The organism is Mucilaginibacter sp. (assembly GCF_965200995.1).
Classification (GTDB): Bacteria; Bacteroidota; Bacteroidia; order Sphingobacteriales; family Sphingobacteriaceae; genus Mucilaginibacter.
On the sequence record NZ_OZ241743.1, the window covers coordinates 2,997,581 to 3,024,196 of the forward strand.

Consider the following 26,616-nt stretch of genomic DNA (forward strand, 5'->3'; position numbering starts at 1 on the left):
ATGTGCAAATATATAATTTTTTATAGATTCAGCAAAGCCGGATGCTTGAAAGGCTGCTTCCGGCTATACGGCTTTGCCGAATTGATAACTATGCCATCGCATACATTTCTTCGCGCTGCTTCTGTACGGCGCCGCTGTTAATATAATCGTCGTAGTTCATCATCTTGTCAATCATGCCGCCGGGGGTAAGCTCAATAACGCGTGTAGCTACGGTTTGGGTCAGCTCATGGTCGCGCGAGGTGAACAGAATAGTGCCTTTAAAGTCGCGCATGCCGTTGTTCAGGGCCGTAATAGATTCCAGGTCCAGGTGGTTGGTTGGCTCATCAAACAGCAGCAGGTTGGGCTGCTGCAGCATCATGCGGCTAAACATACAGCGCATTTTTTCGCCACCCGATAGTACAGTGCTTTTTTTCAGCACTTCCTCGCCCGAAAACAACATCCGGCCTAAAAAGCCGCGCACAAATTGCTCGTCTTTATCGCCGGGCGAATATTCGCGCAGCCAGTCAATCAGGTTCATGTCCTTCCCTTTAAAGTATTCGGCGTTATCAATTGGCATATCCGCCGGGTTAATGGTAACGCCCCATTTAAAGCTGCCGGTGTAATCTTTGTCGCGGCCGCTTAAAATGTCATAAAAGGCAGAGGTAGCCAAACTGTTTTGAGAAAGCACGGCAACTTTGTCCCCTTTATTCACCATCAGGTTAATATCGTTAAACAGTACTTCACCGTTCAGCGTTTTACCCAGTTTTTCGATTTGTAAAATCTGGTCGCCTGCTTCGCGGGTCATCTGATTGAACATAATAGCCGGGTACTTACGGTTAGAAGGCTTGATCTCATCAAGGTTAATTTTATCCAGTGCTTTTTTACGACTGGTAGCCTGCTTTGATTTCGAGGCGTTAGCGCTAAAGCGGCGGATAAATTCCTGCAGTTCCTTTACCCGGTCCTCCGTCTTTTTATTCTGATCGGAACGCTGTTTCAGGGCCAGCTGGCTTGATTCGTACCAGAAAGTATAATTACCGGTATAGATGGTCATCTTGGCAAAGTCGATGTCCACAATGTGGGTACACACGGTATCTAAAAAGTGCCTGTCGTGCGATACCACCAGTACAATGGCTTCATAACCGGCCAGAAAGTCTTCCAGCCAGCTGATGGTATGAATGTCCAGGTCATTGGTCGGCTCATCCAGCAGCAAAATATCGGGTTTGCCAAACAGGGCCTGTGCCAGCAGTACACGTACTTTTTGGTTGCCGTCTAATTCGTTTAGTAATTTGTAGTGCAGGTCTTCTTTAATGCCCAGGTTACTCAGCAGGGTAGCGGCATTGCTTTCTGCATTCCAGCCATCCATCTCGGCAAATATGGTTTCCAGTTCCCCGGCACGTTCCCCGTCGGCATCAGTAAAATCCTCTTTCAGGTAGATGGCATCTTTTTCCTTCATGGTGCTGTAAAGCTGCTGGTGGCCCATCAGCACGGTTTCAATCACCGGAAACTCATCAAACTCATAGTGGTTCTGTTTTAGCACCGCCATACGCTCGCCGGGGGTAAAACTTACTGAGCCGCTGGTAGGATCAACTTCGCCGGAAAGAATTTTCAAAAAAGTAGATTTCCCTGCACCGTTGGCTCCTATAATGCCATAGCAGTTGCCCTGCGTAAACTTTAGGTTAACTTCTTCAAATAAAGTGCGTTTGCCGTAGCGAAGGGATAAATTGGATACTGTAATCATGCTGCCCGCTATTTTGGCGCAAATATAGCTAAAAAACGCGGTTAAAACAGGTGCTACAAGTAAACATGTAACCGATTTTATGATAGAGTGACAATGCGGAATTTATGCTCAATACTACCATTATTTTCTACACTGGTGTGGCCTGTTTTACACATCAGTAAGCCCAATTAAATTTGAAAGCCTTATTGAATTGAAAATCAGTGATTAAAATATTATGGAACAAATGTTGTAACATTATTGGTACCACTGCACAACCTCAAAGCATTAATTCCATGACTATAGCCATCACCGGATTAATTATTGCCAACGTTATTGCTGTACTGAACAGGCAGCAAAACAAAATGAACAAGTAGGCATACCTGCTAATTGCATTAAATTCAATTCTGCTTTTTACCCCTGCTTACCCCAGTTGGCAGGATCCTGCCGCCATTGTTTCAGCAGTGCAGCGGCATCAGTTGAGATATATTGCTTGTCTTCTGCAAATTTAATAAGCGCGTTGTAGTTAGATAACGTGGCAAAGCGGCATTTGGCCTGTTTAAAGTTTTCAACACTGGCATCAAAACCGTAGCTGAATATGGCAGCCAGGCCGGCTACTTCCACACCCTCGGCACGCAGGGCGGCAACGGCTTCCAGGCTGCTTTTACCAGTTGATATCAGGTCTTCTACCACTGCTACGCGCTTGCCGGGCAAAATTTCGCCCTCAATCATCTTGCCGGTGCCGTGTTCTTTCGGTTTCGACCGGACATAAATAAAGGGCAATCCCAACTCCTGCGCTACCAGTACGCCCTGCGGAATGCCAGCCGTAGCTACGCCTGCAATGCAGCTTACCGCGCCAAATTCTTCCTGTATCAATGTGCTTAGTTTCTGCCTGATGTAGGTACGTATAGCGGGATATGATAAAGTTACCCGGTTATCGCAATAAATAGGCGATTTCCAGCCCGAAGCCCAGGTAAAAGGATTGGCAGGTTGTAATTTAATTGCTTTAATTTGCAAAAGAAACTCAGCCACCTGCTGTTCCACCTCATTAGTATCAAACATGGCTCAAAAGTACAGAATTTATATCAACGATAAAGTGCTGCTGATTGCAGAAACTGCGCCTGCCGATGCAGAAAAGCATAAACTCATTGATCAGCAGGGCTTTGATTTTAAAAAATTTTATGCTGAAGCTGCGCGCCGTAAAAAAGCAGATACTTACCTTATGGTGTGTGCCGATGCCAGGAAGCAGTTGAAGAACATTAGGAAGCAAATGCTTGTAATTGATGCAGCAGGCGGATTGGTGCAGCACAAGGACAGCCAGTACCTGTTTATTTACCGCAACAACAAATGGGATTTACCCAAAGGTAAACTGGAAAAAGGCGAAAAGCCCAAACAGGGCGCTGTGCGTGAAGTGGAAGAGGAATGCGGTATTAAGATAAGCAAATGCGGCAAGCGTATCTGCAAAACCTACCATGCCTATATCCTTAAAGATGAACTAGTGCTGAAACGCACCTATTGGTTTGATATGCGCTTTAAAGGCAAGGGGCAGCTAAAGCCGCAAACTGAGGAAGGTATTACCGATGTGCGCTGGTTTGATGAAAAGGAAATTGCCCAAACCGTGCCCGCCAATACCTTCCCCTCTATAATGGATGTGCTGGTTAAAGCGCGGCTGACTGCAGAAAAGTAAGCGCCTCGGCAGGTACAAACTGGCTTATGTCGCCTTTATAGCGCAAAATTTCGCGCACAATAGTGGAGCTGATAGAGGAGTAGCCCGGCTTGCTTACAATAAAGATGCTTTCCACATCGGGAGCCAGTGCGTGGTTCATTTGCGCTATGGCTTTCTCATATTCAAAGTCTGATACCGTGCGTATGCCGCGTATCATATAATCGGCGCTGATGGTGCGGCAGTAATCAATGGTTAAGCCTTCGTAAGCGGTAACCCTGATCTTGGGCTCATTGGCAAATACCGCCCTCAGCATCTGTTCGCGCTGACCAACACTGAGCAGCCCTTTTTTTGTACTGTTTACGCCTACGCTGATGTATACCTCATCAAACAGGGGCAAGGCCCTCTTCACAATATCCACATGCGCTTTGGTGATAGGGTCGAATGAGCCGGGGAAAAGGGCGGTTTTCATGTCTTATTGTTAGTTGATAAGCATAAAGATAATATTTTTGTACAGGTCAGCAGTAAGCTTCGTTCCTGATTTGAATTTCTGGGATCGGATAGTTATCAGCACAGCCATACCTGCTCTTAAAGCTTTTGTTCTCAAGAAGCGGGGAACATAAGGCAGAGGGATGAACAATGATGCAAACTGATAGCCAGCACAAATTGTGCTGGCAGCTCTTGATACTGCGGATTTTGATTTAAAATCAATACTTTCCTGCAATTACCTTGTAAAATCCGTCAAAATTCAGATAGGTATTAGCCAGCCGTTGTAATTCTTCGGCGGTAACTGTTTTTACCACCTCGGTGTAGCGGCTGTAATAAGCGTTGTTCAGGCCGGAATAAAATACGTTCTTGAACTTATCGGCATGTGAAAACACATTCTCTAAACTGCCTAAAAGCGAGCCCAGCATATAATTGCGTACCAGCGACAATTCTTCCTCCGTAATCAGTTCCGTACGTAGCAGGTTTATCTCTTTCTCAATTTCTTTCACGGCATCGCGGCATACATCGGCACCCACCTCGGAGGCGATGAACAGCGACCCGCACTGCTTTAGTGAGGTAACGCCCGAGCCAATACCATAAGTATAACCTTTATCCTCACGGATGTTGGCCATCAGGCGCGAGCCGAAATAACCGCCCAATACCGTATTTAACACCTGCAGTGCCGGGAAGTCGGGATGTGTGCGGTTTACAGTAAGTGTACCCATGCGTATGGCCGATTGCAGGGCATCGGGCTTTTCCTTAAAATAAAAGTGCTCAGTTGCCGGCTGTGCCTCCGGCTGCGTAATGTCGGCCGTGGCAGATGCGGCAGGCCATTCATCGCCGAACATTGTTTCTAACTGCGCCAGTAATCCGTTATCAATTTTACCGGCTACAAACAAGGTGCAGTTGCCGGGCTGATACATCTGTTTAAAGTGGGCCAGCAGGTGCTCTCGGTTTAATTGCTGATAATCTTCCGCCTCGGCGGTAAGGCCATACAAGGTATTGCCATACACCGCTTTATTGAACAGGCGGCGGGCTACCATATCATTTTTCTGCAGGCTCACCTGCAGCTTTTGCTGCTGATTGCGGATGTAAGTTTGCAGTTCCTTTTCCGGATAAACAGAATCGGTAAGCATATCCTTTATAATAGGCAGGGTAGCGCCCAGGTGCTTATTGAGGGTGTACAGAGTTACCTGCGAATGATCAAAGCCATAATCGGCCTGTAAAAAAGCGCCGCAGTAATCTACCTGTTCGGCAATCTGCGATGCAGTAAGCTGGCTGGTACCTTCGGTAAGCAAGCTGTTGGTTGCCGGGTTAAGCAGCGGCCTGGCCGGATCAAAGCGCAGGTTGGCAAATACCCATTCTATACGTACCAGCTCCTGCCCGCCCGAATCAAACCAGTACAACTGACAGCCGTTACCAAGCGTTTTGTGCTGCGGCTCTAATAAATGTATCTGCTCAATCGCGTTCGACTGAGGGGCTATGGTTCTGTTTAGCATTGTTGATTAACTACTTGTATTGCCACAGGCAGTACCTTAAATTAAGCCGTTTCGGCCAGATAAATTAATGTTGATGAGTTATCCCTGCGGAATAGTTGCCGGGCCTGGCTTTGTATAGCATCGGCGGTAACGGCAAGATACCGACCGGTTTCGTGGTTCAGCAAACCGGCATCGCCCAGCAGTTCAAAGTAAGCCAGGTTCATGGCCTTATCCAGCAAGCCCATTTCGGCAAATACCATGGTTGATTCGGTTTTGTTCTTTACCTTGGTCAGTTCGTTGTCGGGCACCGGTTCTGTTTTCAGCTTTTCCAGTTCGCGCCAGATGGCAGTTTCGGCATCTTCTATACTTACATCTTCCAGCGGTTTACCTTCTACCACAAACATGCCTTTATCCAGACTACCGGTCATATACGCATGTATCTCGCTGAACAGCGGCTGCTCCTTTACCAAACTCTGGTACAGGCGCGAAGAGTGACCGCGCGATAATACGTCGGACAGCAGATCAATGGCGTAATACGCTGCATCGGTACGGCCGGGCATTTGGAAGGCTACATACACATCGTTCAGCGGTACTTTGGCAGTTACCGTTTCGCGGCGTTCGTCGTTCTGTTCGGGCTCATGCGGCAGCTGGCGTACATAGCGCTCGCCGGCTGGAATAGGGGCAAACCATTTTTCGGCTAACTCCTTTACCTGTGCCAGTGTAACATCGCCGCCTACCACCATAATGGCATTCTGCGGGTTGTAGTGTTTGGTGAAGAAGGCCTTTACATCTTCAATCTTCGCATTTTCTATATGGCTGATTTCTTTACCAATAGTAGCCCATTGATACGGATGCTGCTTGTATACCAACGGGCGCAGACGTAACCATACATCGCCGTAGGGCTGATTTAAGTAGCGCTGTTTAAATTCCTCAATTACCACGTTGCGCTGTACTTCCAGGCTTTTTTCACTGAAAGCGAGGTTCAGCATCCGGTCGCTCTCCAGCCAGAAGGCGGTTTCAAGGTTGGCCGATGGCAGGGTGATATAATAGTTGGTAATATCGTTGCTGGTAAAGGCATTGTTTTCGCCGCCTACCCGTTGCAGGGGTTCATCATAAACCGGAACGTTAACAGAGCCGCCAAACATCAGGTGCTCAAACAAGTGGGCAAAGCCGGTTTGGTCAGGTTGTTCATCGCGGGCGCCAACATCGTATAAAACGTTTACTACCGCCATGGGCGTAGTATGATCTTCATGAACAAGTACCCGGAGGCCGTTGCTCAGTGTAAACCGTTCAAATTGAACCATGGATTATATTTTTGTAAATGAACAAAGGTAGAATTTTTACCCGAAGTACCTAACGGAAGCTATGGGAACGGTCAATCCTTTACAACAGCATTACCAAAATACTGAAGTGCGGCGCTGTATAGTTGGTGTTAATAAGCAACGAGATTGAAGGAATGACTATCCCCGCAATTTATCCAGCAAATCGCTTAAAGTGGCAGCTTCCTGTTCGGTAAGATTGCTTTTAATAAAATCTTTTGTTTTGAACTGATTATCCATCTGGCTTAAAACCTCAAGCCCTGCATCGCTGATGCGGATATCAACCGAACGGCGGTCCTTGTTATTGGTACAGCGCGATACCAGGCCTTTCTGCACCAGGCGGTCTACAATGCGCGAGGCATCAGACATCTTGTCAACCATGCGCTCCTTGATAAGGTTTACGGTAGCCGGCTGCGGGAAGCGGCCGCGCAGAATACGCAGCACATTAAACTGCTGGCCGGTAAGCTTGTACTTTTCCAGTTCGTATCGCAAAAGGTTGTTCAGCCAGCCAGAGGTATAAGCAATATTAATAACTACTTTGTGGTAATCATCCTCAAACTTACTGGCCTGTATCTCTTTATCTATCTGCATGTGGTTTTGGAACGGAAAACAAAGGTACAAATATGCTTAACTTATTTTTTTCTTTGTTTGCCCGGCTTGGGTTGGCCAAAATTCCAGGGGCAGTGCAAGCATTTATTCTTACAACAATAGCCGCGCTTTAAGTGATATTCGCGGGTAAACACGTACAAGCCATCCGAATTAATATAATAATCAATGTTTTCCTGCAGCATCAGTTGAGTATTTTAACCACAATGCTATTTTTAAAATGTGCTTTAAGTTGCTGGCCGTTGCCATGCAGCGTCCATACCTGGGCAGGCTGTACCTGCGCAATAGCAGCAATAATGCCTGCCCAGTCTACATGGTCCGAGATATAGAGGGTGTCCTGTGCGTTCACCTGCAAATTACTCCAGCCCGAAGCAAACAGGCGCTTTACGCCCGTGGCCTGCCGGTAGCTGTTGAAGGTAAGCGGCGGTACTATATATATAAACTCCTGCTGCGTTTTCATCAGTTTGCGGCCATACAATTGATAACTGCCTAATTGCCGGCCTGCATTCTGGTAAATTTGATGTAAAGGCATTATCCGGTGATGCACCAGTACCTTTTTTTGCGGTACATAGGTATTAATTAAAGCGGTAATGCGCTGTGCTTTGCCCAAGGCGTAAGCGCCCAGCAGAATATTACTTTTAATATCGCTTAACTTTTGTATTTCCGCCACCGGATCGGGGTGCTGAACGGCAGGATTGGCAAAGGTGCTTTCCGTAATCAGCACATCGGCTTCCACGTATTGCAATGGTTCGCAGGTAGGGTCGGGCTGCAGTTTATAATCACCGGTGTACAGGTAACGTACCCCTTTATATACCATTAAAATTTGCGCCGAGCCTAAGATATGGCCTGCGGGAATAAAAGTTATAGTAACGTTACCCACCTTATATTCCTCATTCCAGCGGGTGAGCGTAAACTGTTTGCCTGCGCTTTTACCATATCTAAACTGCATAAAGGCAGCGGTGCCGGGCGTACAAAATACCTGGCGGTTACCGGGTATGGCATGGTCGGCATGGGCATGCGAGATGAGGGCCGTATCTACCGGTTGCTTTGGGTCGAGATAGAAATCGCCGTACGAACAATAGACACCGTTTTGATTGCAGACCAGAAAATCATCAATAATCATGGCTGGCGGCAAGGGTAAGAAACGTTTGATGCAACTGTATAAGTTGCGGGATGATGAGCTGGCTTTCGTTATTATGAATGGTAAAGGCAGCCAGTTTTACTTTATCTTCCTCGGGCCATTGGCGGGCGTTCCTGCTTTCGGCCTCGGCATAAGAAATGTTGTCGCGCTTAATAACCCTTTGCAGACGCTGCTCATGAGGGGCGGTTACCGCAATGGTACGATGGCAAAGCTGGTACGAACCGCTTTCAAACAGCAGCGCCGCTTCTTTAATTAGATAGGGCGCTGCCGGATGCAAGGCCGCCCAGGCATCGAACGCGCGGAACACGGCCGGATGCACAATGGCGTTAAGTTTACTCAATTCGGCCGGCTCATTAAATACTTTGCCGGCTATATATTTGCGGTTCAGGCCGCCATCGGTAAAGTAAGCCTCGCTGCCAAAGGCGGATTTTACGGCTTCAACGAGTAGCGTATCTGTTACCATTACCTTTTTGGCCTCATCATCGGCATAAAAAACCGGCACGCCCAGCAGTTCAAATACTTTACTGATGGTGGTTTTGCCGCTGCCGATGTTGCCTGTAATTCCTATCTTCAGCATTATTTGGTAATCATAAAATCTACGGTGCGGGGCTCTATACGCAGTACACGGCCATAAGCGGGTACCCTGATCAGGTTTACCGGCAATATACTGGTTTGATGATCTGTCCATAACTGCAGATCGGCGGTAGCCTCAAAATAATTATCATCTGTTTCGCTATACCTTTTGAGTGCCGTGGTAAAGGTAACCTTTACCTTTTGCGGAAAAATCTTTATGTTATAATATCTGGGGTTGTTAATCAGTTTTACCGGTACCCATACCGATTTCTCGGTAAATTCATCAACCGGCAATTGCACTGCTACAGTTTTTGGGTATACACTGATGTTGCCTTCTTTAACCGGGCTTAACTTAACCCGGGCATTTACAGTTTCATTAACATTATTAAGTTTAAGCGAATCTGTTTTCCAGAACTTTACCCCGGCAATAACATTGCCGGGGCCGCTTACGGTTACATAAGCCGGACTGATTACCGCCGGCTTGTAGGGTGCATACTGGGGCTGATAATTAATGGTAGCCACCACCTGAACCGGAATCTTCCTGCTTACGCGTTTGCTGAAATCATAGTACAACGTATCGGGACTGATCAGTAAGATTTTGTGTCCTGTACTGTTTGTAGCATTGATAGCAGGTAGCTGGCGGCTAAGTACAAGGTAATCCTGATGTTCGAGCGTGTGCAGATCCACCGGGATATGCGTTTTTGTACTGCTTAAGCCCGAAAATAGCATCTGCCAGCCGGTGCCTTGTTGCAGTACCTCTACAGTATCGGGTTGTTGGGAATGAAAGGCCCGCCGCTGCGGTGCGTTCTTATAGGTTAGTATTCCGGTTACCTTATAGGTATAACTGCTGCTTAATCCCGTTAACAGCCACGCCACTATAGCCAGCACTAAACAGGTGCTAAAGATGGTTACCCGTCTCTTCTCGGCGGCGGTAAGTTTGATAATGGGCATTAGCAGCGTAATGATATTGAAGGATTGAAATTAAAATGCCGTTCGGCTATTTACAAGCAGAACGGCATTTTATTTTTAAAGCTTTTGGTTAATTATGCCTTTGTTGCAACAGATGGTGTATTGAGCGCCTTTGATGCCTCCAGCGAAATAGCCGCCTTATCAAAACGGATGCGGGTGCCGCCTTCTGCTTCTATTAAAAAGGTGGTGTCGCCTACCTCGTAAATGCGGCCATGCATGCCCGAGTTGGTAATAATGCGGTCGCCTTTTTTAAGTTCGTCCACATATTTCTTCTGGTCTTTTTGTTTCTTCATCTGTGGCCTGATCATGAAGAAATAAAATACAATAACGATCAGAATCATGGGCAGGAAGCCCATGATACCACCACCGCCGCCCGTGGGCTGCATTAAAAAAATTGTTGCTGTCATGTATGTTGCTTAAAATAATTATTTAGTGGTTACCTCGCCAATAAGGTGCACCATGGTTTGCGCCGGGTTGGTATTGGCAGTCATGGTAATTTGTTTGTCCTGTAACCCGGCACGGCCGGCACTGTTAAAACTTACTTTAATTTTTCCGGTGCTGCCGGGTGCTACCGGGGTATGCGGCCACTCAGGCGTGGTACAGCCGCATGATGCCTGTGCATTACTGATAATAAGCGGCGATTTGCCGTTATTGGTAAATTCAAAGGCATAGCTAACTACCGCGCCGGCTTTTACTTTACCAAAATCGTGGGTAATGTCTTTAAACTTCATTACCGGAGCATCAGCTGCAGCGCCGGCGGGCGTAGTGCTTACTACACTGCTCTTGTTGGGTTGGTTATGGCAGGCAGCCAGCAAAAGGCCGGCGGCACACAATGTTAATAAATAGGTTTTCATGGTATCGGGTTATTCAATTAATCCTCTGCCGGTTTTGCGCACGCGGTTGGCCTCTTTCAAATCTGTAAGCAATTTATCTAAAATACCATTAATAAACGAGTTGCTTTTAGGCGTGCTGAATTCTTTGGCAATTTCGAGGTACTCATTTATCGTTACCTTTACCGGTACCGAGGCAAAGTTAATAAATTCGGTAATCGCCATCTTCATCAGCAGGGTGTCCATCATGGCAATACGCTCAGGCTCCCAGTTCTGGGTTTTACCGTTAATCAGTTCTTGGTATTCTTTGTTGTACCTGATGGCTTGCTCAAATAAATTCACAATAAATTCACGGTCTTCCACCCAATTCCCCGTTACTTCGGCCAGGTTGTTTTCCTGCGGATTGTCTGACGAGAAATTTTTGAATGTTTTGGCAATCAGCGCCTGCAGTATTTCTTTGTCAACCGGCCAGAAGATAAACTTATCCTCAAATACCTGCTCGGCCAGCGATGATTTCAGAATTACCTTCTTAAAGATAAATTTAATAATGTCTTTATCTGAATGCAGGGTATCGTCTGTTTTTACCAGGTAATCTTTGTATTCCTGCGAGTTTTTAAGAATGATAAACAGTGATTTAGCCAGTTCAGGATCAAAGTCCCAGGATACTTTGTACTTTTTCAGCGCAGCGATGTAATCTTTGTTTTGCGCAAGTGATAGCAGGAAACGGTTTTGAGTAATTTTAAGATTAGGCGCCAGATCATCAGCCGTAGGCAGGTGCTTGTTGGCCCGCTCCTCTGCATCGCGGTGTGAATACTCGGCTACCTCATCAATTAATGACAGCATCCAGATGTACATTTCAAAAACCTTGTCCACACTGGTCAGCAGGTTTTTTTCATGCAGACTGACGTCTTTATCATCCGACTGGTGATAGCTGTAAAGGGCTTGTAATACTTTTACGCGAAGATGCCTTCTGTTTAACATGTATAAGAACGATTAGTAGATGCGGTAATTAATACTTAACTCTTAATTTCATTAGTGCGGCAGCAAAATAAATACAGCCGTTTAACACTACAAATGCTTTAAACAAGCTAAAGTTTTGTTTAAAAACAAATTGCGCTATTCTACTGTCTGAAGCCGCCAAATGCCTCGTGAAATTTTTTGCAAAGGTACAAAATTTCAATGCAAATGGTGTGTCGCCCCTGCATTGAAATTGCAGGCTGTTGTTTTTTAATTTAAGCAGATGCACCTGAATGAAAAATAAACCTGTCAACCTAATCCATTACCTTTGCAGGCAGCTATGAAACACTTAGCCTATTTAAACAAGTTCATTTACAAATACCGCTGGCGGTTAATACCGGGTATTTTGTTTGTGGTCATCTCCAACATTTTTAGTGTGCTGCCCGCGCAGGTCATCCGTATTGCGTTTGATCTGGTGGTGGAAAATATCAAACTGTACCGTTTGTTTAACGGCTTTAACCGCCAGCATATTATTTATGAAATTTTTGGTGCCAGCTTACTGTTATTCGGCGCGTTGGTATTGGTATTATCGCTTATACGCGGGCTGTTTCTGTTTTTTATGCGGCAAACCATCATCCTGATGTCGCGCCATATTGAGTATGATCTGAAAAACGAGATATACCAGCATTACCAGGCCCTTTCCTTAGCCTTTTACCGCAGGCACAATACCGGCGATTTAATGAACCGTGCTACCGAGGATGTTAGCCGTGTGCGCATGTACCTGGGGCCGGGCATTATGTATGCCATTAATACCCTTGTACTGTTTGTGCTGGTGTTTTATGCCATGCTCACCGTTAATGTGCGCCTCACTGTATTTTCATTGCTGCCGTTACCCATACTGGTGGTGGGCATTTATTATGTAAACGGAATTATCAATTACCGCAGCGAGCGTATACAGGAGCGGCTTTCGGGGCTGTCAAGCTTTGTGCAGGAAAATATCTCCGGTATCAGGGTTATTAAATCTTATGTGCGCGAAGGTTTTATCAACCAAAAATTTGAGGCGGAGAGCGAAAACTATAAAATGCATTCAATGAAGCTGGTAAAGGTGCAGGCCCTGTTCTATCCCATGATGCTGTTGCTGGTGGGTCTGAGCATTATCCTCACCATTTATATCGGCGGCATAGAAGTGATGAAGGGCAGCATCACATCGGGTAATATTGCCGAGTTTATAGTGTACCTTAATCAGCTCACCTTTCCGGTACTTTCATTGGGCTGGGTTACTTCGTTAATTCAGCGGGCAGCGGCCTCGCAAAAGCGTATCAACCAGTTTTTGCAGCAGGAGCCTGAAATTATTTCTCCTGCCGCCGCACCACACCCTGTACAGGGGCGGATTAGTTTTAACGAAGTAAGCTTTACTTATCCCGATACAGGTATACAGGCGCTTAATAAGGTATCCTTTTCAGTTGAACCGGGGCAGATGCTGGCCATAATTGGCCGTACCGGTTCAGGTAAATCTACGGTGGCTAATCTACTGATGCGGATGTATGACGTATCGGGCGGTGAAATCAGCATTGACGGACAGCTACTCACTGGTTTAAACTTAAACAGCTATCGTTCGCAGCTGGGCTTTGTGCCGCAGGAGGTGTTTTTGTTCTCGGATACCATTGCACGTAATATTGCTTTTAGTGCTGATGTGCTGGATATGCCCAAGGTAGAGCAGGCTGCCCGCGATGCAGCAGTGTATCAGAATATTATTGAGTTTGAAGATGGTTTTGATACCATGATTGGTGAGCGGGGTATTACCCTGTCGGGCGGGCAAAAGCAGCGTGTATCCATCGCCAGGGCTATTGTTAAACAGCCGCAGATTTTGATTTTTGATGATTGCCTGTCAGCCGTAGATACCCGTACCGAAGAGGAAATATTAAATAACCTGGGGCATATCATGCAGGGTAAAACCAGTATTATTATAGCTCACCGTATATCTACCATTAAAAATGCCGACCATATACTGGTGATGGATGAAGGTTGCATAGCCGAACAGGGTAACCATACGGCCTTAATGGAAATGAAAGGTCTGTATTTTGATTTGTATGAAAAGCAATTGCTTGAAGAACAGGAAAACCTCTAAACTCCTTTAGTTCTGCACAAATGGTAAAATAATATTACATCATCGAAAAATATTGTGGTATAAATATTTACTGCGGGTATATTTTAATATATTTAGGCCAATCAAACTTAAACAACACTTATAAGCAATGGGAGATTTTGAAAGCAGGGACCGGGACGAAGTGCACTCGAAAAAAGTAAGGGCAGGCAAACGCACTTATTTTTTTGATGTAAAGGCAACCCGTTCAAACGATTATTATATAACTATTACCGAAAGCAAGAAACGTTTGGAAGACGGATCTTTTATCAAGCATAAGATATTCTTGTATAAGGAGGACTTTGAAAAATTTGCTGAAGGCTTGAAAGATACAGTAGAATATATCAAAGCCCATCAGGACGTGAGCGAGAAGCGGTATGAGTTTGGTGAGGCAGGGGCAAATGCACGTGTTCCTGCTGAAAATGATTTTTCATACAATGCATAAGCAGTAAACCTGTACATCATACTGTTCAAATGAAGCCTGTCCGCAAGAGACGGGCTTTTTGTTGGTAGACAACTGCAATACCAATATACCAATATTGATATGTGCATAGTAGAGGATGGATCAATAATCATATGATGTACCTGTCTATTAAAAAATACCCGGCTATAAAAAAGCTCCGGTGAGGTTGTGTCTCACCGGAGCTTTTTACTTATGAAATATTGTAAGTTATCTCATGTGAGAAGACATGCCCATACCTATTGCAAATGCAATAAATATCAATATTACGAATGCAAGGTAAACAATGATAAATATGCCATATAACTTAAAGAGCGATTTCAGCTTTCCCAAACCGCTGGCTACATTTTGACTGTCGCCATATAAAACACCGTTCTTAACCCTATCGCCAAACTGGTAAACGTATAGGGACAAAAAAAAGCACAATACGGCAGCCAATAAATAAATTATGGTAATAATAGTGCCTGCGCCGGCAAAAACGGCAAACATCGGCGATGCGCCTGCCATCGAAGTCATTGCACTGCCTATTGACAGGGCGCCCAGGAAGATAAACCCTGTAAAGATAAACCCGATAATGCCTAAAAATTTAGCCCAGCCACCGGCCTGGCGTAAATAATCCTGTGCTTGTGTGGTAAGTACCATGTTGCCCGGTTCGGGAACAGGGGTGTTGTAAATTTCTGTAGTTTCTTCCATTGTGTTTTAATGTCTGATTGAGCCTAAAGATATAAAAACTTTAAAACACAGAACAATTAAAGAAGAATATTATATCCGCATAATTAAAACAGCAATACTGAAGTAAATAATCAATCCGGTTACATCTACCAGTGTTGCCACAAACGGGGCCGAAGAAGTGGCCGGGTCAAGCCCTGCTTTTTTGAGCAGCAGGGGCAGCATAGAGCCGGCCAGGGAGCCCCACAATACAATACCTACTAATGCAATGCCTACCGTTAAAGCCACCAGCAGCCAGTGCGGGCCGTATATATTGCTAAAAAACGTCCAGGCATAAATGCGGAAAAAGCCGATGATGCCCAGCGTTCCGCCCAGCATCAGGCCTGATAATATTTCGCGGCGCATTACCCGCCACCAGTCGGCTACGGTAACTTCCCCCAATGCCATGGCCTGTATAATCAGGGTAGAAGCCTGCGAGCCGCTGTTGCCGCCGCTGGAAATTATTAACGGGATAAACAAGGCCAGTACTACCGCTTTTTGAATCTGCGCTTCAAAAAAACCCATCGCGGTGGCGGTCAGCATTTCGCTCAAAAATAAAATTATCAACCAGCCTACCCGCTTTTTCACCAGCCTGAACAGGGCAATATCCAGGTAAGGTTCGTCTAAAGCCTCGGTGCCACCAATTTTTTGAATATCCTCCGTATACTCCTCGTTGGCGATCCACAAAATATCATCTACGGTTACAATACCCAATAGTATCTGCTCATTATCGGTAACCGGTAGCGCCACCCGGTTATTCATCCTGAATGTGTTAATCACTTCCTCCTGCGGGTCGTTCACGTTTAAACCAATCAGGCGGCTGTCCATTAACTCGCTCACTTTGGTAGCAGGGTCCACCAGTAAAATTTCGCGGATACGTATATCGTCCAGCAATATGCCGCTGTCATCAATTACATAAATCACATCAATGGTTTCAGAGTCTTTACCAAACCTGCGGATGTGTGCCAGTACACGCTCAACATCCCAGTGGCTTTTTACGGCAATGTAATCAGGTGTCATCAGCCGGCCTACGCTGTCTTCAGGGTAACCTAACAAGGCCAGTGCCTGGCGGCGGTCATCAGGCGGCAGGTGCAAAATCAGATTTTTCACCGCATCGCCATGCAGTTCCGCAAATAAAGCAGTACGGTCGTCGGGCGGCAGTTCATTCATCAGCTCGGCAATTTTATAGCCGGGCAGCCGCTTAATGATACGTTCCTGGGTGGGAAAGTCTAAGATGCGGAATACATTTACCGCACGGTTAAGCGAAAGGGTTTCAATAAAGCGGGGGCCATATTCCGGAAGCTCATCAATCAGTTGTTCTACATCTGATATGTTCAGGGTATTCAGGTATTCCTGCAGTTGCTGATCGTCGTGTTGTTCCACCAACAACTCTATCTGCTCAACCATTTCTTCCATCGTATATTTCCCCTATTTTACATTGGTATTTTATTCAACGTCCCTGTTCAGACTAACGCCCGCAAAAGTCGTTTATTTTTCCAGAATACAAAGGTTGTTTTATATTATCTTTGCGCGAAATTTACGCCTTTTGGCGGGTTCATTGTTCATGGTTGATAGTTCATAGAAATGAACATTACAATAAGCCATTGAGTATATCTGCTTCATGCTTTAATGCCATGAACCATGAACTATTAACAATGAACCAAAAAAGAGATGGCTTTACAATGTGGTATTGTGGGATTGCCCAACGTAGGCAAGTCAACACTGTTTAACTGTTTATCAAATGCAAAGGCGCAGGCGGCCAACTTCCCGTTTTGTACCATTGAGCCCAACGTAGGCGTAATTACGGTGCCCGATGAACGCCTTACCCAACTGGCCGAACTGGTAAACCCGCAAAAGGTAGTGCCCAACACCATCGAGATTGTTGACATTGCCGGTTTGGTAAAGGGCGCCAGCAAAGGTGAGGGCCTGGGCAACCAGTTTCTGGGTAACATACGGGCTACCAATGCCATTATTCATGTGCTGCGCTGCTTTGACGATGATAATGTGATACATGTAGACGGCTCGGTGAACCCGATACGCGACAAAGAGATTATCGACACCGAATTGCAGTTGAAAGATCTGGATTCGATAGAAAAAAAGATACAAAAGGTAGAAAAAGCGGCTAAGACCGGTGGGGATAAGGAAGCTAAAAAAGCTTTCGAGGTACTAACCATTTACCGTAACCATTTGCTCGAAGGCAAATCTGCCCGATCGGCTGCGGTAAGTGAGGAAGATCAGGAATACATTGCTGATTTGTGGCTGCTAACCGCCAAGCCGGTGCTTTACGTGTGTAATGTAGACGAAGCAGCCGTGAATACCGGCAATGCCTATGTGGAGCAGGTAAAAGCGGCCGTAAAGGACGAAAATGCGCAGGTGCTGGTCATCTCCGCACAGATAGAATCTGAGATTTCGCAGCTGGAAACCTACGAGGAGCGCCAGATGTTCCTGGACGATTTGGGGTTAACAGAATCAGGTGTGGCCAAACTGATTAAGGCGGCCTACAAACTGCTTAACCTGGCCACTTACTTTACCGCCGGTGTGCAGGAGGTACGTGCCTGGACCATCACCCAGGGCTTTACCGCCCCGCAGGCCGCAGGCGTGATCCACTCTGATTTTGAGAAGGGCTTCATCCGCGCCGAAGTAATCAAATATGATGATTTTATTAAATTCGGTTCAGAGGCGGCCGTAAAGGAGGCCGGTAAGTTGGGTGTGGAAGGTAAAACCTACGTAGTAAATGATGGGGATGTGATGCACTTCAGGTTTAATGTGTAATGAGTGTATGAAGTATTTAGTATCAAGTATTAAGTAGTTAGATCAATTATCACAAACAAAATCTTGGTACTAACTACTTGATACTTGATACTAACTGCTATCTTTGCAATGCTGCTCCCGTAGTTCAATGGATAGAATTATGGTTTCCGGTACCATCGATAGGGGTTCGAATCCCTTCGGGAGCACAAAAAAACGCTTAAGTAAAAAACTTAAGCGTTTTTTTGTGCTTGCAATTTCTAAAATCTGCTGATGTGCATGTATCCCGGTTCTGCTTTTGTGTTATAAGTTAAAACGTTTGCCAAAAATAGGCTTAACTTATATTTAAATAAATTAAACAAAAGCATTGGCACAGGGTTGTTTAATGCACAAGTTATATATTTCCTTTTTGCTCCTGGTAGCCCATCTTAGCCGTTCCCTACTATTTATTAATTGATCATTAATGCTTGGCGCGTTACCCACTGCCTGATATGATTTTCTACTACACCAAATAACTGCTCTAAAAAAATTATACCATGATTTTAAAACTTGATAAAATGGCGGTTGATCTGCCTATTCCTAAAAATCCCTCACCTAACGATGCTGCGGCTTTGCAGGAATTGCTGGGCGGCAAGTTTGGCGAAATGTCAACGCTGATGAACTACACCTTTCAGTCATTTAATTTTCGCGGCCGTAAGCGCCTGCGCCCGTTTTATGATGTGATTGCCAGTATTGCAGGTGAGGAGTACAGCCACATTGAGGCGGTAACCTATGCCATCAATCTGCTGCTGAGCGGCGCCACCAAGCGTGGTAAAGATCCGGTACCGGGCCCGTTGCAGGAGGCTACCGATTTCCGCAACACTTACCATTATACCGCATCAGCGCAAACTGCCTTGCCAATGGACTCGATGGGTAATTTTTGGAGCGGGCAAAATGTATTCAACAGCGGCAACCTAAAGCTGGATTTGCTGCATAACTTCTTTTTGGAGTGCGGCGCGCGCGGTAACAAAATGCGGGTATACGAAATGGTAACCGACCCAACAGCCCGTGAAATGATAAGTTACCTGCTGGTGCGCGGCGGCCTGCACGTGGTGGCCTATGCACGTGCGCTGGAGCACTTAACCGGCGTAAATGTAACCAAACTGGTGCCTACCCCTGAGTTGAGCAATAAGGCTTTCCCCGAAACACAAAAATTCGAGAAGCAGGGCCTGCATTTAAAACTGTATACCTACAGCCAGGATGATTTTCAGCAGGCAGGTTTGATCTGGAACGGTAACCACCCCGAAGATGGCAAACCGCTTGAGGTGGTGTTTGGTGCACCCGAAGGTTTCACCCCACCCGATTTGGAGGAGGAACCCCAGATGAGCGCCCCCGGCGCTGATGATTACGATCCTCAGATGTTTGCCGACATGGCCAAAAAACTGGGTATTAAAATATAATTTATATAAGCCGGTAATCTGCAGGTAAGGTATCTGCGGATTGCCGGCTTTTTGTTTTTACATCTGTTTAATTCATAAAAAAATATGTTAGCACTTAATTACCGGGGGCCGGGCCGGGTTCGTGTAAGCGAAAAGCCTATGCCCGAGATACTGCACCCTAATGATGCCATCATCAGGGTAACGCGTTCCTGCATCTGCGGATCTGATTTACACTTGTACCACGGTTTGGTGCCCGATACACGGGTAGGCTCTACCTTTGGCCATGAGTTTATTGGCGTGGTTGAAGAAGTTGGCCCTCTGGTGCAAAAGCTTAAGGTAGGCGATAATGTACTGGTGCCTTTTAATATTGCCTGCGGCGAATGCGCCTTTTGTAAGCAGGGTTTGTATGGTAATTGCCACGAGTCTAACGCGCAGGCTACGGCGGTAGGGGCTATCTTTGGTTATTCGCATACTGCCGGAGGCTATGATGGCGGGCAGGCCGAATATGTACGGGTACCTTATGCCGATGTAGGCCCTACCGTTATTCCGGAAGGTATGGACCATGATGATGCCTTGTTACTTACAGACGTAGTGCCCACCGGCTACCAGGCTGCCGAAATGGGCGGCATCAAAACCGGCGATACGGTTGTGGTGTTCGGTGCCGGCCCGGTAGGTATTATGGCGGCCAAATGTGCTTGGCTGTTTGGTGCAGGCCGGGTAATTGTAATTGACCATATAGAGTACCGGCTTGAATTTGTAAAGAATTATGCCCAATGTGAAGCTTACAACTTCAGGTCGATAGGGGATGTGGTACTCTTTCTGAAAAAGACCACCGACTGGTTTGGCGCCGATGTGTGTATTGATGCGGTAGGGGCTGATGCTTCCGGCTCAGCGTTGCAAACCATTACAGGTAAAAAGCTGCTGTTACAGGCCGGTTCTGCTACGGCGTTACACTGGGCCATTAATTCGGTTAAAAAAGGCGGCATTGTATCGGTAGTGGGGGTATACGGGCCAACGGACAACTTAGTGCCAATCGGTAATGTGCTGAACAAAGGGTTAACCATCCGCGCCAATCAGGCTTCGGTAAAGCGTTTACTGCCGAGGCTGATTGAACACATACAGGCCGGCCGCCTTGACCCTAAAGGCATCATCACACACCGGGTGCCTTTGGAAGAAGCCGCAGATGCCTACCGGATTTTTAACAACAAACTGGATAACTGTATCAAAACCGTTTTACTGCCCTCCGCTAAATAAATTACTACTATGGAAACCATACCTGAAGACTATAAAGACATAAAAGGCTGGGGCATAGATGCCGACCCGAAGAATGAACCTACTTACCCCATGAAAAATTACACAGGGGATGATCACAAGCGTATTCACTGGAACAGGCCGCCGTTACAGGCCGAAACCGTTGAGATATTAAAGTCTAATGAACGGCCAAACCTGACGGCTGTACTGGGTACGTCGGTTCCGCCTTCAGGGCTGAGCGGTAAAATAAGGCGCTATGCGTTTAAGTTTAGCGAATCGGCCTACGGGCACTGGCTGCCGCTCTTGTTAGCCGACCGTATCAACGTGGTGGAAGGTTTAATTGAAGACATTAAGCAGGGCCATTTTCCTAACATTATTGCCGAAAAAGGCTGGAAAGCGGAAATGAAGCATGACCCAAAGGGTGTACTTACCAAAATAGCGGTAGGCGCTGCCGTTGTTGCGGTAACTTTGAGTTTGTTAAAAAAGAAAAAGCGCAAATAATTAATCTCGTCTTTTTTACAAGTACCTGTCTATAAAAGCAAAAACCGCTCAGAATACATGTTCTGAGCGGTTTTTGCTTTACTATAAAGTTCAATTATTTAACCGGATCCGGCGCTGAGGGATGTTTGGGGTCATACACCGCTACGGCTACGCGGGAGTCGGCACAGCCATAGTAAAGCAGCCACTTGTTTTTAAAGTATACCATACCCTCAATAAACACGGTACCTGCCGGGTACTGGCCGCTTTTTTCAAAGCTTTCCATCGGGCGCATAAAGGGTACATCCAACCGGGTAATGTTTCTGGAGGGGTCATTCTTATCAAACAGGGCCTGCCCGGCGCAGTACGTATTGGCATTAAAGCGCTTATCGCCTGCATCGCCCGGCTTGTTCTTGCCGTTGTAGAGCAGCACAATACCTTTTTGGGTTAGCAATGCCGGCGGGCCGCACTCGGTAAGTTCGCTGTCGAAATAACCCCTGCGTGGCGACATCAGTTCCTTTAAGGAGCCTTCAGCATTTACCACCGGGGCCCAATCTACTAAGTTAGCGGAGGTAGCTGCATATACATGCAGCTCGCCCCAGTACATCCAGTACTTGCCGTTAATCTTGGTAATTACCTGTTTGCCGTTGTCAATCTTAGTCAGTATAGAAGCCGACTTGTGCGGAATATTAACAAACTTGCCCTGGTAGGCATCCTCAAATATCGGCCCGTGCTTGGTCCAGTGCTGTAAATCTTTGGAAGTGGCAACACCCAGGCGGGGCACATCGCGGTTCCACTGCGTGTAAAAAACCACGTAGGTACCACCGGCAGTAACGGCTACCCGCGGGTCTTCGCAGCCGCCGGGCCATTCGTATTTTTTCTGGCTATCATGGGCCGGATAAAAAACCGGTTTTTGGCTGCGGGTGAAATGGTAGCCATCGCTGCTGCTGGCATAACCCAGCCGCGAGGTACGAAAGCCAATGCCAATACCAAAGCGGTCTTCGGCCCGGTACAATACCACCACCTTGCCTTTATAAAGGGCAGCGCCGGGGTTAAAGGTATCATTAGCCTCCCAAGCCACCTGCTTTTGCTGTATCGGGTCAAAAAAGGTAGCGTTGGTATCGGGCGTAATAATGGGGTTGAGGCCTGCAGGCCGCTTAAAGCCACCCAGTGCCCACGCGGGCAAACGGTTAACAGTGGTTTGCGCATTACTGCCCGCGCCGCACAGGCACATACATAACGCAGAGGTAATGAGTTTGGTGGTTAATTTCATAAACAGGTTTATGCTTAATGATTAATGCATTTCCAATATTCAGGAATGTAAAGATTAGAGTGTGCTAATTTATGTGGAAAGCGGCAAAGTAGGTAGCGCTTTACTATATTAAAACTACTATGACAACAACGCAAAGCAAATAACCAACAACCGGCAAGGTAGGTGTGGATAATTAAATTTACCGGGTAAGCATGCCCAGACCGACAAAATATTGCAGCAGCCTTGAAATATAACCGGCGATGATTACATTAGCTTTTATTTTAAACGCCAGATTTCTTATCAGCTGCGTACCCGAAATTAATCAACCTGTTAACCATGCCCGATTATACCCAACCCGCAACCAAACCGCATTATCCTATCTTAGACGGCTTACGTGGCGTGGCAGCCATTACTGTAGTGGTCTTTCATATCTTCGAAACGCATTCTACCAGTCATCTCGATCTGTTTATTAATCATGGGTATCTGGCTGTAGATTTTTTCTTTTTATTGTCGGGCTTTGTTATCGGCTATGCGTATGATGATCGCTGGCATAAGCTCACTTTAGGCGGCTTTTTTAAACGCCGGCTGGCCCGGCTGCAGCCCATGGTGGTGATGGGAATGCTGGTAGGGGCGGCCTTGTTTTATTTTCAGGGCTGCGCTTTATGGCCCGCTATAGAACAAACGCCCGTTTGGAAGATGCTGCTGGTGATGCTGGTTGGGTTTACCCTGCTTCCGTTACCAATATCGGCCGACATCAGGGGCTGGCAGGAAATGCACCCGCTTAACGGGCCGGGCTGGTCTTTGTTCTACGAATATATTGCCAATATACTGTATGCCCTTTTTGTGAGAAGGTTTTCTAAAACGGCCCTAACTGTATTGGTTGTTTTGGCGGGAGCCGCACTCGTGTATTATACCGTAACCAGCGAGACAGGCGATGTGGTAGGCGGTTGGGCGTTGGAGCCGGGGCAGATACGCGTTGGCCTTACCCGGATGATGTATCCCTTTTTTGCCGGGCTGCTGCTTTCGCGTACGGTAAATATTACGCGGATAAACAATGCATTTTTGTGGTGCAGCCTGCTGCTGCTGGTTGTTTTAGCCATGCCACGCATAGGCGGCGATGACATGCTATGGGCGAATGGCCTGTATGAGTCGTTCAGCATCATCCTGCTGTTTCCGCTGATTGTTTACATGGGGGCAAGCGGCACTACTGAAAATAAGTTTTCGGCACGGGTCTGCAAGTTTTTGGGCGAGTTATCGTATCCCATTTACATTACGCACTATCCGCTTATTTATATGTATACGGCATGGGTAAGTAATCATCACCATATCAAATTTCAGCAGGCATGGCCGGTTGCGCTGCTCACGTTGGGTTCAGCCATTGCATTGGCCTGGGCCTGCCTGAAATGGTATGACGAGCCTGTGCGGGAATGGCTGAGAAAGAAGATGACAAACTGATTTTCTGTTCCCCTGACAGGGGTATTGTGCCTTCCTGATCAGCTCAATAAAGGGTTAAAAAAGTGTAAAGGCAAAGTTTACACTTTTCAAAAAATATAGCACTTAAATTGCTGATAATCAGTTCGATGAAAAAAAGCAGGGTTTACACTTTTTAGAGCTTTTAGTTGTGAGTTTTGGAGTAGTCTCAGTTCTTGCTGATACCTGTGGTATAGGGCAGCAGCACTGCAACTTTTTATCATGAAATCTTTACTGATTAGTGGATAACCTTACGGTAAATTTGCCTGAAAGGTGAGCAGGAATGAGGTGCCTTTGCCCGCAACAGATTGTATTTCAATAGCGCCTTTATGCAGCAGCATGATCTGCTTGCATAAACTTAACCCTATACCGCTGCCATTTTTACGGGTACTGAAAAAGGGGATAAACACCTGGTCGATCAGATCTTCAGGTATGCCGGTGCCGTTATCGTTTACCTTAACCACCACCTTGCTGTCGGCAGCCTCGGCCGAAAGGCTGATCATGGGTTCTGCACCATCCTTTACCGCTTCTATAGCGTTCAGCAGCAGGTTAATCAGTAACTGCTCCATCCAGCTGGTATCGGCAGCAATGCAGATGGTCGGGTCGCGCAGGATGATGTCCAGTTCGATGTGTTTTTTTTCCAGCGTAGGTTCCATCAGCGTATACAGGTTCTCAAACAAATCGCGCACCAGCACCGGCTGTAAATCCAGCCGGGTAATCTTGTTCAGGTTCCGGTAACTGGCTGTAAATTTCAGTAAGCCCTCGCTGCGGCTTTTAATGGTATTGATACCCAGCTCCAGGTCTTCCAGTTCGGCAGCAGGCAAAGAGGTGGTAATTGTGTCGCTCTGCAACCGATGCACCAGGGTATCAGCCAGTGAGGAGATAGGCGCTACCGAGTTCATAATCTCATGCGTCATCACATTCATCAGCCGCTGCCAGGCCTTCGATTCTGTTTCTGCAATGGTTTCACTCACGTTTTGAAAAGCGATGAGTTTATACTGCAGGTTGTTTTGCTTTAAAACACTGGCGTTTACCAATATTTTTAAATTGCGGGCCTGCTGGTGCACATTCAACACCTTACTGTTGCCCGGCGTTAAGCCAATAATTTCGTTAAATATGTAGGGGTTACGCTTCTCGAAGCTGTGGATATTTTTAAGATAAGGAACACCCGTTAGTTTTTTAAACGCCTCATTAATCCAAAGAATTTCACCGGTTTCCTGTTCATAAGACAAGATGCCCGTATCTACCAGTTCCAGTATTCTTTCCAGGTAGCGGTACTGAATTTCCCGTTCATGGCTTACCGTTTTAAATGTGGTGATAATGCGGTTAAAGCCATCGCGCAGGCGCTTTAACTCCACCGGTGCACGCGAGATGTTGAAGGTGCGGGAAAAATCGCGGTAGTACATCGCCTCCACAAACTGGTTTACCTCTTTGTGCAGGCGTAACTGAATGCTTATCAGCTTCATGGTTTGGTAAGCCGCCAGCGGAACGGCTATCAGTAAATAATTATACTGATGCGTGTTAATAAGCCAGCTGATTACCGTTAAGGTAGCCAGCAGGAACAATACATATAGTACTATCTTCCACTCAAAGCCTTTAAATATCATACTTGCTCAATCGGCGGTATAAAGCGGTGCGGGTAAGGCCAAGCTCTTTGGCAGCTTTGGTGATATTGCCGTTATTTTTATCAATCACTCTTAAAATAGCGTTTTTTTCCATTATACTTAGCGGCACATTGTCTTGTTCTTCGGGTTCGGGTTTTGCCATTTCTAACGAGGAGAAGGTAAGTTCATCGGCTTTAAGCACAGCGCCTTCCGCCATAATTACAGCACGCTCAATGGCATACTGCAGTTCCCGCACATTGCCCGGAAAGGGGTATTGCTTTAACTTTTGCACTGCGCCGGCATCAAAGGTAATTGCAGGTTTCAGGTACTTATCCGCATATACCCTGGCAAAATGATTGGCCAGCAGCGCTACGTCATCATCCCTTCTGCGTAACGGAGGTAAGTTTACTTCTACCGTATTAATTCGATAAATTAAATCTTTACGAAACTTGTTCTCATTCGCCAGTTCCTGCAAGGGCAGGTTGGTGGCACAAATCAGCCGGATATTAACGTCAACCGGCTTGTTGGTGCCCAGGCGCGTTACCTGCCGGTTTTGCAGCACGGTAAGCAGCTTGGCCTGCTGCTGTAAAGTGATGTTACCAATCTCATCTAAAAAGAGCGTGCCGCCCTGCGCATCCTCAAACCGGCCGGCCCGGTCTTCGCGGGCATCGGTAAAGGCGCCCTTTTTATGCCCGAACAGTTCGCTTTCAAACAGTGTGTCCGTAAGTGCGCCCACATCTACCTTAACAAAGGGCTGTTTGGCCCGCATAGAGCGTTCATGTATAAGCTTAGCCACCAAATCCTTACCTGTACCATTTTCGCCTAACAATAAAATGTTGGCATCGGTAGGGGCAATTTTATCCACCTTATAAAAAATCTGCTGCATTACCTCCGATTCGCCCAGCAACGCAGTGGTGCCCGATGAACTGCTTTTCAGGGTTACTTTAGGCTTGGCCGCCATGGCCTTTTCCACCAGGTCGCGAATGGTGCTGATCAGTTTTTCATTGTGCCAGGGCTTTACAATAAAATCGTTGGCTCCCTCCTTTAACGAGCGTACCGCCAGGTCAATATCGCCATAGGCCGTAATCATAATCACATACACACCGGGCTTCCACTCTCTTATCTTGCGCAGCCAGTACAAGCCCTCGTTACCGGTGTTGATAGAGCTGTTAAAGTTCATGTCCAGCATTACCAGATCCACCGGTTTGCGCTGTAAAATAGCGTGCAGGTTTTCGGGGTTCTTCTCCGTGATTATCTCGCCCACCTCAGTTTTTAACAGCAGTTTTACTGCCGTCAGAACATCCGGATCGTCATCAACAATAAGTATGCTTGCCTTTTTGAGTAACATGAGGTGGTTATGTTGTTTAAGC

At 46.4% G+C, this 26,616-nt stretch carries 27 protein-coding genes and 1 tRNA gene; 10 read left to right on the plus strand and 18 right to left on the minus strand.

All coding sequences use genetic code 11. The features are described 5' to 3' along the window. Window positions 1-88: 88 nt before the first annotated feature. On the minus strand, window positions 89-1,717 hold the full coding sequence (locus ACY652_RS13850; protein WP_462264974.1) for an ABC-F family ATP-binding cassette domain-containing protein: 1,629 nt from the start codon (window positions 1,715-1,717) through the stop codon (window positions 89-91). Window positions 1,718-1,917: 200 nt separating this feature from the next. Here ACY652_RS13850 and ACY652_RS13855 point away from each other — a divergent pair, with 200 nt between their 5' ends. After that, on the plus strand, window positions 1,918-2,070 hold the full coding sequence (locus ACY652_RS13855; protein WP_462264975.1) for a hypothetical protein: 153 nt from the start codon (window positions 1,918-1,920) through the stop codon (window positions 2,068-2,070). A gap of 37 nt (window positions 2,071-2,107) precedes the next feature. Here the strand turns inward: ACY652_RS13855 and pyrE are convergent, their stop codons facing one another. Next, on the minus strand, window positions 2,108-2,755 hold the full coding sequence (gene pyrE, locus ACY652_RS13860) for an orotate phosphoribosyltransferase (RefSeq protein ID WP_462264976.1): 648 nt from the start codon (window positions 2,753-2,755) through the stop codon (window positions 2,108-2,110). On the opposite strand from pyrE, the gene ACY652_RS13865 reads away from it, so the two are divergent. Beyond that, entirely contained in the window at window positions 2,754-3,380 is a 627-nt protein-coding gene (locus tag ACY652_RS13865; RefSeq protein WP_462264977.1) for an NUDIX hydrolase, read from the plus strand. The two genes, pyrE and ACY652_RS13865, sit on opposite strands and share 2 nt — an antisense overlap. On the opposite strand, the gene coaD is transcribed toward ACY652_RS13865, so the two are convergent. The 11 genes from coaD to nusB all read right to left on the minus strand — a co-directional run bounded on the left by coaD (window position 3,352) and on the right by nusB (window position 11,739). Further along, entirely contained in the window at window positions 3,352-3,828 is a 477-nt protein-coding gene (gene coaD, locus ACY652_RS13870) for a pantetheine-phosphate adenylyltransferase (RefSeq protein ID WP_462264978.1), read from the minus strand. The two genes, ACY652_RS13865 and coaD, sit on opposite strands and share 29 nt — an antisense overlap. Window positions 3,829-4,063: 235 nt before the next feature. Continuing rightward, the gene (locus ACY652_RS13875) at window positions 4,064-5,341 is read right to left on the minus strand and encodes a M16 family metallopeptidase (RefSeq protein ID WP_462264979.1); all 1,278 of its coding nucleotides are present in this window, start codon (window positions 5,339-5,341) and stop codon (window positions 4,064-4,066) included. A gap of 41 nt (window positions 5,342-5,382) precedes the next feature. Continuing rightward, on the minus strand, window positions 5,383-6,624 hold the full coding sequence (locus ACY652_RS13880; RefSeq protein WP_462264980.1) for a M16 family metallopeptidase: 1,242 nt from the start codon (window positions 6,622-6,624) through the stop codon (window positions 5,383-5,385). 156 nt (window positions 6,625-6,780) lie between these two features. Next, entirely contained in the window at window positions 6,781-7,230 is a 450-nt protein-coding gene (locus tag ACY652_RS13885) for a MarR family winged helix-turn-helix transcriptional regulator (RefSeq protein WP_462264981.1), read from the minus strand. Window positions 7,231-7,271: 41 nt separating this feature from the next. Continuing rightward, on the minus strand, window positions 7,272-7,430 hold the full coding sequence (locus ACY652_RS13890; protein WP_462264982.1) for a DUF5522 domain-containing protein: 159 nt from the start codon (window positions 7,428-7,430) through the stop codon (window positions 7,272-7,274). After that, window positions 7,430-8,368: an MBL fold metallo-hydrolase gene (locus tag ACY652_RS13895; protein WP_462264983.1), complete on the minus strand. Its 939-nt coding sequence runs from the start codon at window positions 8,366-8,368 to the stop codon at window positions 7,430-7,432. The genes ACY652_RS13890 and ACY652_RS13895 overlap by 1 nt, the downstream gene beginning before the upstream one ends. Then, window positions 8,358-8,963: a dephospho-CoA kinase gene (gene coaE, locus ACY652_RS13900; protein ID WP_462264984.1), complete on the minus strand. Its 606-nt coding sequence runs from the start codon at window positions 8,961-8,963 to the stop codon at window positions 8,358-8,360. Before coaE ends, ACY652_RS13895 begins: the two co-directional genes overlap by 11 nt. After that, the gene (locus tag ACY652_RS13905; RefSeq protein ID WP_462264985.1) at window positions 8,963-9,910 is read right to left on the minus strand and encodes a CdaR family protein; all 948 of its coding nucleotides are present in this window, start codon (window positions 9,908-9,910) and stop codon (window positions 8,963-8,965) included. Before ACY652_RS13905 ends, coaE begins: the two co-directional genes overlap by 1 nt. Window positions 9,911-10,002: 92 nt before the next feature. After that, entirely contained in the window at window positions 10,003-10,335 is a 333-nt protein-coding gene (yajC, locus tag ACY652_RS13910; protein ID WP_462264986.1) for a preprotein translocase subunit YajC, read from the minus strand. A gap of 18 nt (window positions 10,336-10,353) precedes the next feature. Next, complete coding sequence (locus tag ACY652_RS13915) at window positions 10,354-10,782, minus strand: DUF1573 domain-containing protein (RefSeq protein WP_462264987.1); 429 nt, start codon at window positions 10,780-10,782, stop codon at window positions 10,354-10,356. A 9-nt stretch (window positions 10,783-10,791) separates the two neighbouring features. Then, on the minus strand, window positions 10,792-11,739 hold the full coding sequence (nusB, locus tag ACY652_RS13920) for a transcription antitermination factor NusB (RefSeq protein WP_462264988.1): 948 nt from the start codon (window positions 11,737-11,739) through the stop codon (window positions 10,792-10,794). Window positions 11,740-12,055: 316 nt separating this feature from the next. On the opposite strand from nusB, the gene ACY652_RS13925 reads away from it, so the two are divergent. Further along, entirely contained in the window at window positions 12,056-13,843 is a 1,788-nt protein-coding gene (locus tag ACY652_RS13925) for an ABC transporter ATP-binding protein (RefSeq protein ID WP_462264989.1), read from the plus strand. A gap of 127 nt (window positions 13,844-13,970) precedes the next feature. Further along, the gene (locus ACY652_RS13930) at window positions 13,971-14,303 is read left to right on the plus strand and encodes a DUF3276 family protein (RefSeq protein ID WP_462264990.1); all 333 of its coding nucleotides are present in this window, start codon (window positions 13,971-13,973) and stop codon (window positions 14,301-14,303) included. Between the two features lie 225 nt (window positions 14,304-14,528). Here ACY652_RS13930 and ACY652_RS13935 read toward each other — a convergent pair whose 3' ends face one another. After that, window positions 14,529-15,011, minus strand: a complete 483-nt coding sequence (locus tag ACY652_RS13935) for a DUF5362 family protein (RefSeq protein ID WP_462264991.1) — start codon at window positions 15,009-15,011, stop codon at window positions 14,529-14,531. A gap of 69 nt (window positions 15,012-15,080) precedes the next feature. Beyond that, window positions 15,081-16,442 carry a magnesium transporter gene (mgtE, locus tag ACY652_RS13940; RefSeq protein WP_462264992.1) on the minus strand — a complete coding sequence of 454 codons (1,362 nt, stop codon included), beginning with the start codon at window positions 16,440-16,442 and terminating at the stop codon, window positions 15,081-15,083. A gap of 255 nt (window positions 16,443-16,697) precedes the next feature. Between mgtE and ychF the strand changes: the two genes are divergently transcribed. The 5 genes from ychF to ACY652_RS13965 all read left to right on the plus strand — a co-directional run bounded on the left by ychF (window position 16,698) and on the right by ACY652_RS13965 (window position 20,944). Next, window positions 16,698-17,798, plus strand: coding sequence for a redox-regulated ATPase YchF (gene ychF, locus ACY652_RS13945; protein ID WP_462264993.1), 1,101 nt, complete (start codon window positions 16,698-16,700; stop codon window positions 17,796-17,798). Window positions 17,799-17,911: 113 nt separating this feature from the next. Then, window positions 17,912-17,983 (plus strand) — tRNA-Arg (locus tag ACY652_RS13950). Window positions 17,984-18,310: 327 nt separating this feature from the next. Then, complete coding sequence (locus ACY652_RS13955; RefSeq protein WP_462264994.1) at window positions 18,311-19,213, plus strand: manganese catalase family protein; 903 nt, start codon at window positions 18,311-18,313, stop codon at window positions 19,211-19,213. Between the two features lie 84 nt (window positions 19,214-19,297). Next, window positions 19,298-20,446: a zinc-dependent alcohol dehydrogenase gene (locus ACY652_RS13960; RefSeq protein WP_462264995.1), complete on the plus strand. Its 1,149-nt coding sequence runs from the start codon at window positions 19,298-19,300 to the stop codon at window positions 20,444-20,446. Between the two features lie 9 nt (window positions 20,447-20,455). Continuing rightward, a complete protein-coding gene (locus ACY652_RS13965) occupies window positions 20,456-20,944 on the plus strand; it encodes a hypothetical protein (RefSeq protein ID WP_462264996.1) in 489 nt (162 codons plus the stop codon). Between the two features lie 94 nt (window positions 20,945-21,038). Here the strand turns inward: ACY652_RS13965 and ACY652_RS13970 are convergent, their stop codons facing one another. Next, the gene (locus ACY652_RS13970) at window positions 21,039-22,193 is read right to left on the minus strand and encodes a glycoside hydrolase family 130 protein (protein ID WP_462264997.1); all 1,155 of its coding nucleotides are present in this window, start codon (window positions 22,191-22,193) and stop codon (window positions 21,039-21,041) included. A 315-nt stretch (window positions 22,194-22,508) separates the two neighbouring features. Between ACY652_RS13970 and ACY652_RS13975 the strand changes: the two genes are divergently transcribed. Further along, window positions 22,509-23,627: an acyltransferase family protein gene (locus ACY652_RS13975; RefSeq protein WP_462264998.1), complete on the plus strand. Its 1,119-nt coding sequence runs from the start codon at window positions 22,509-22,511 to the stop codon at window positions 23,625-23,627. A gap of 266 nt (window positions 23,628-23,893) precedes the next feature. Here the strand turns inward: ACY652_RS13975 and ACY652_RS13980 are convergent, their stop codons facing one another. Together ACY652_RS13980 and ACY652_RS13985 are read right to left on the minus strand one after the other, a co-directional pair. After that, a complete protein-coding gene (locus tag ACY652_RS13980) occupies window positions 23,894-25,249 on the minus strand; it encodes a sensor histidine kinase (RefSeq protein ID WP_462264999.1) in 1,356 nt (451 codons plus the stop codon). Next, window positions 25,239-26,594 (minus strand): sigma-54-dependent transcriptional regulator, encoded by a 1,356-nt coding sequence (locus ACY652_RS13985; RefSeq protein ID WP_462265000.1) that lies wholly within the window; start codon window positions 26,592-26,594, stop codon window positions 25,239-25,241. Before ACY652_RS13985 ends, ACY652_RS13980 begins: the two co-directional genes overlap by 11 nt. Between the last annotated feature and the right edge of the window lie 22 nt (window positions 26,595-26,616).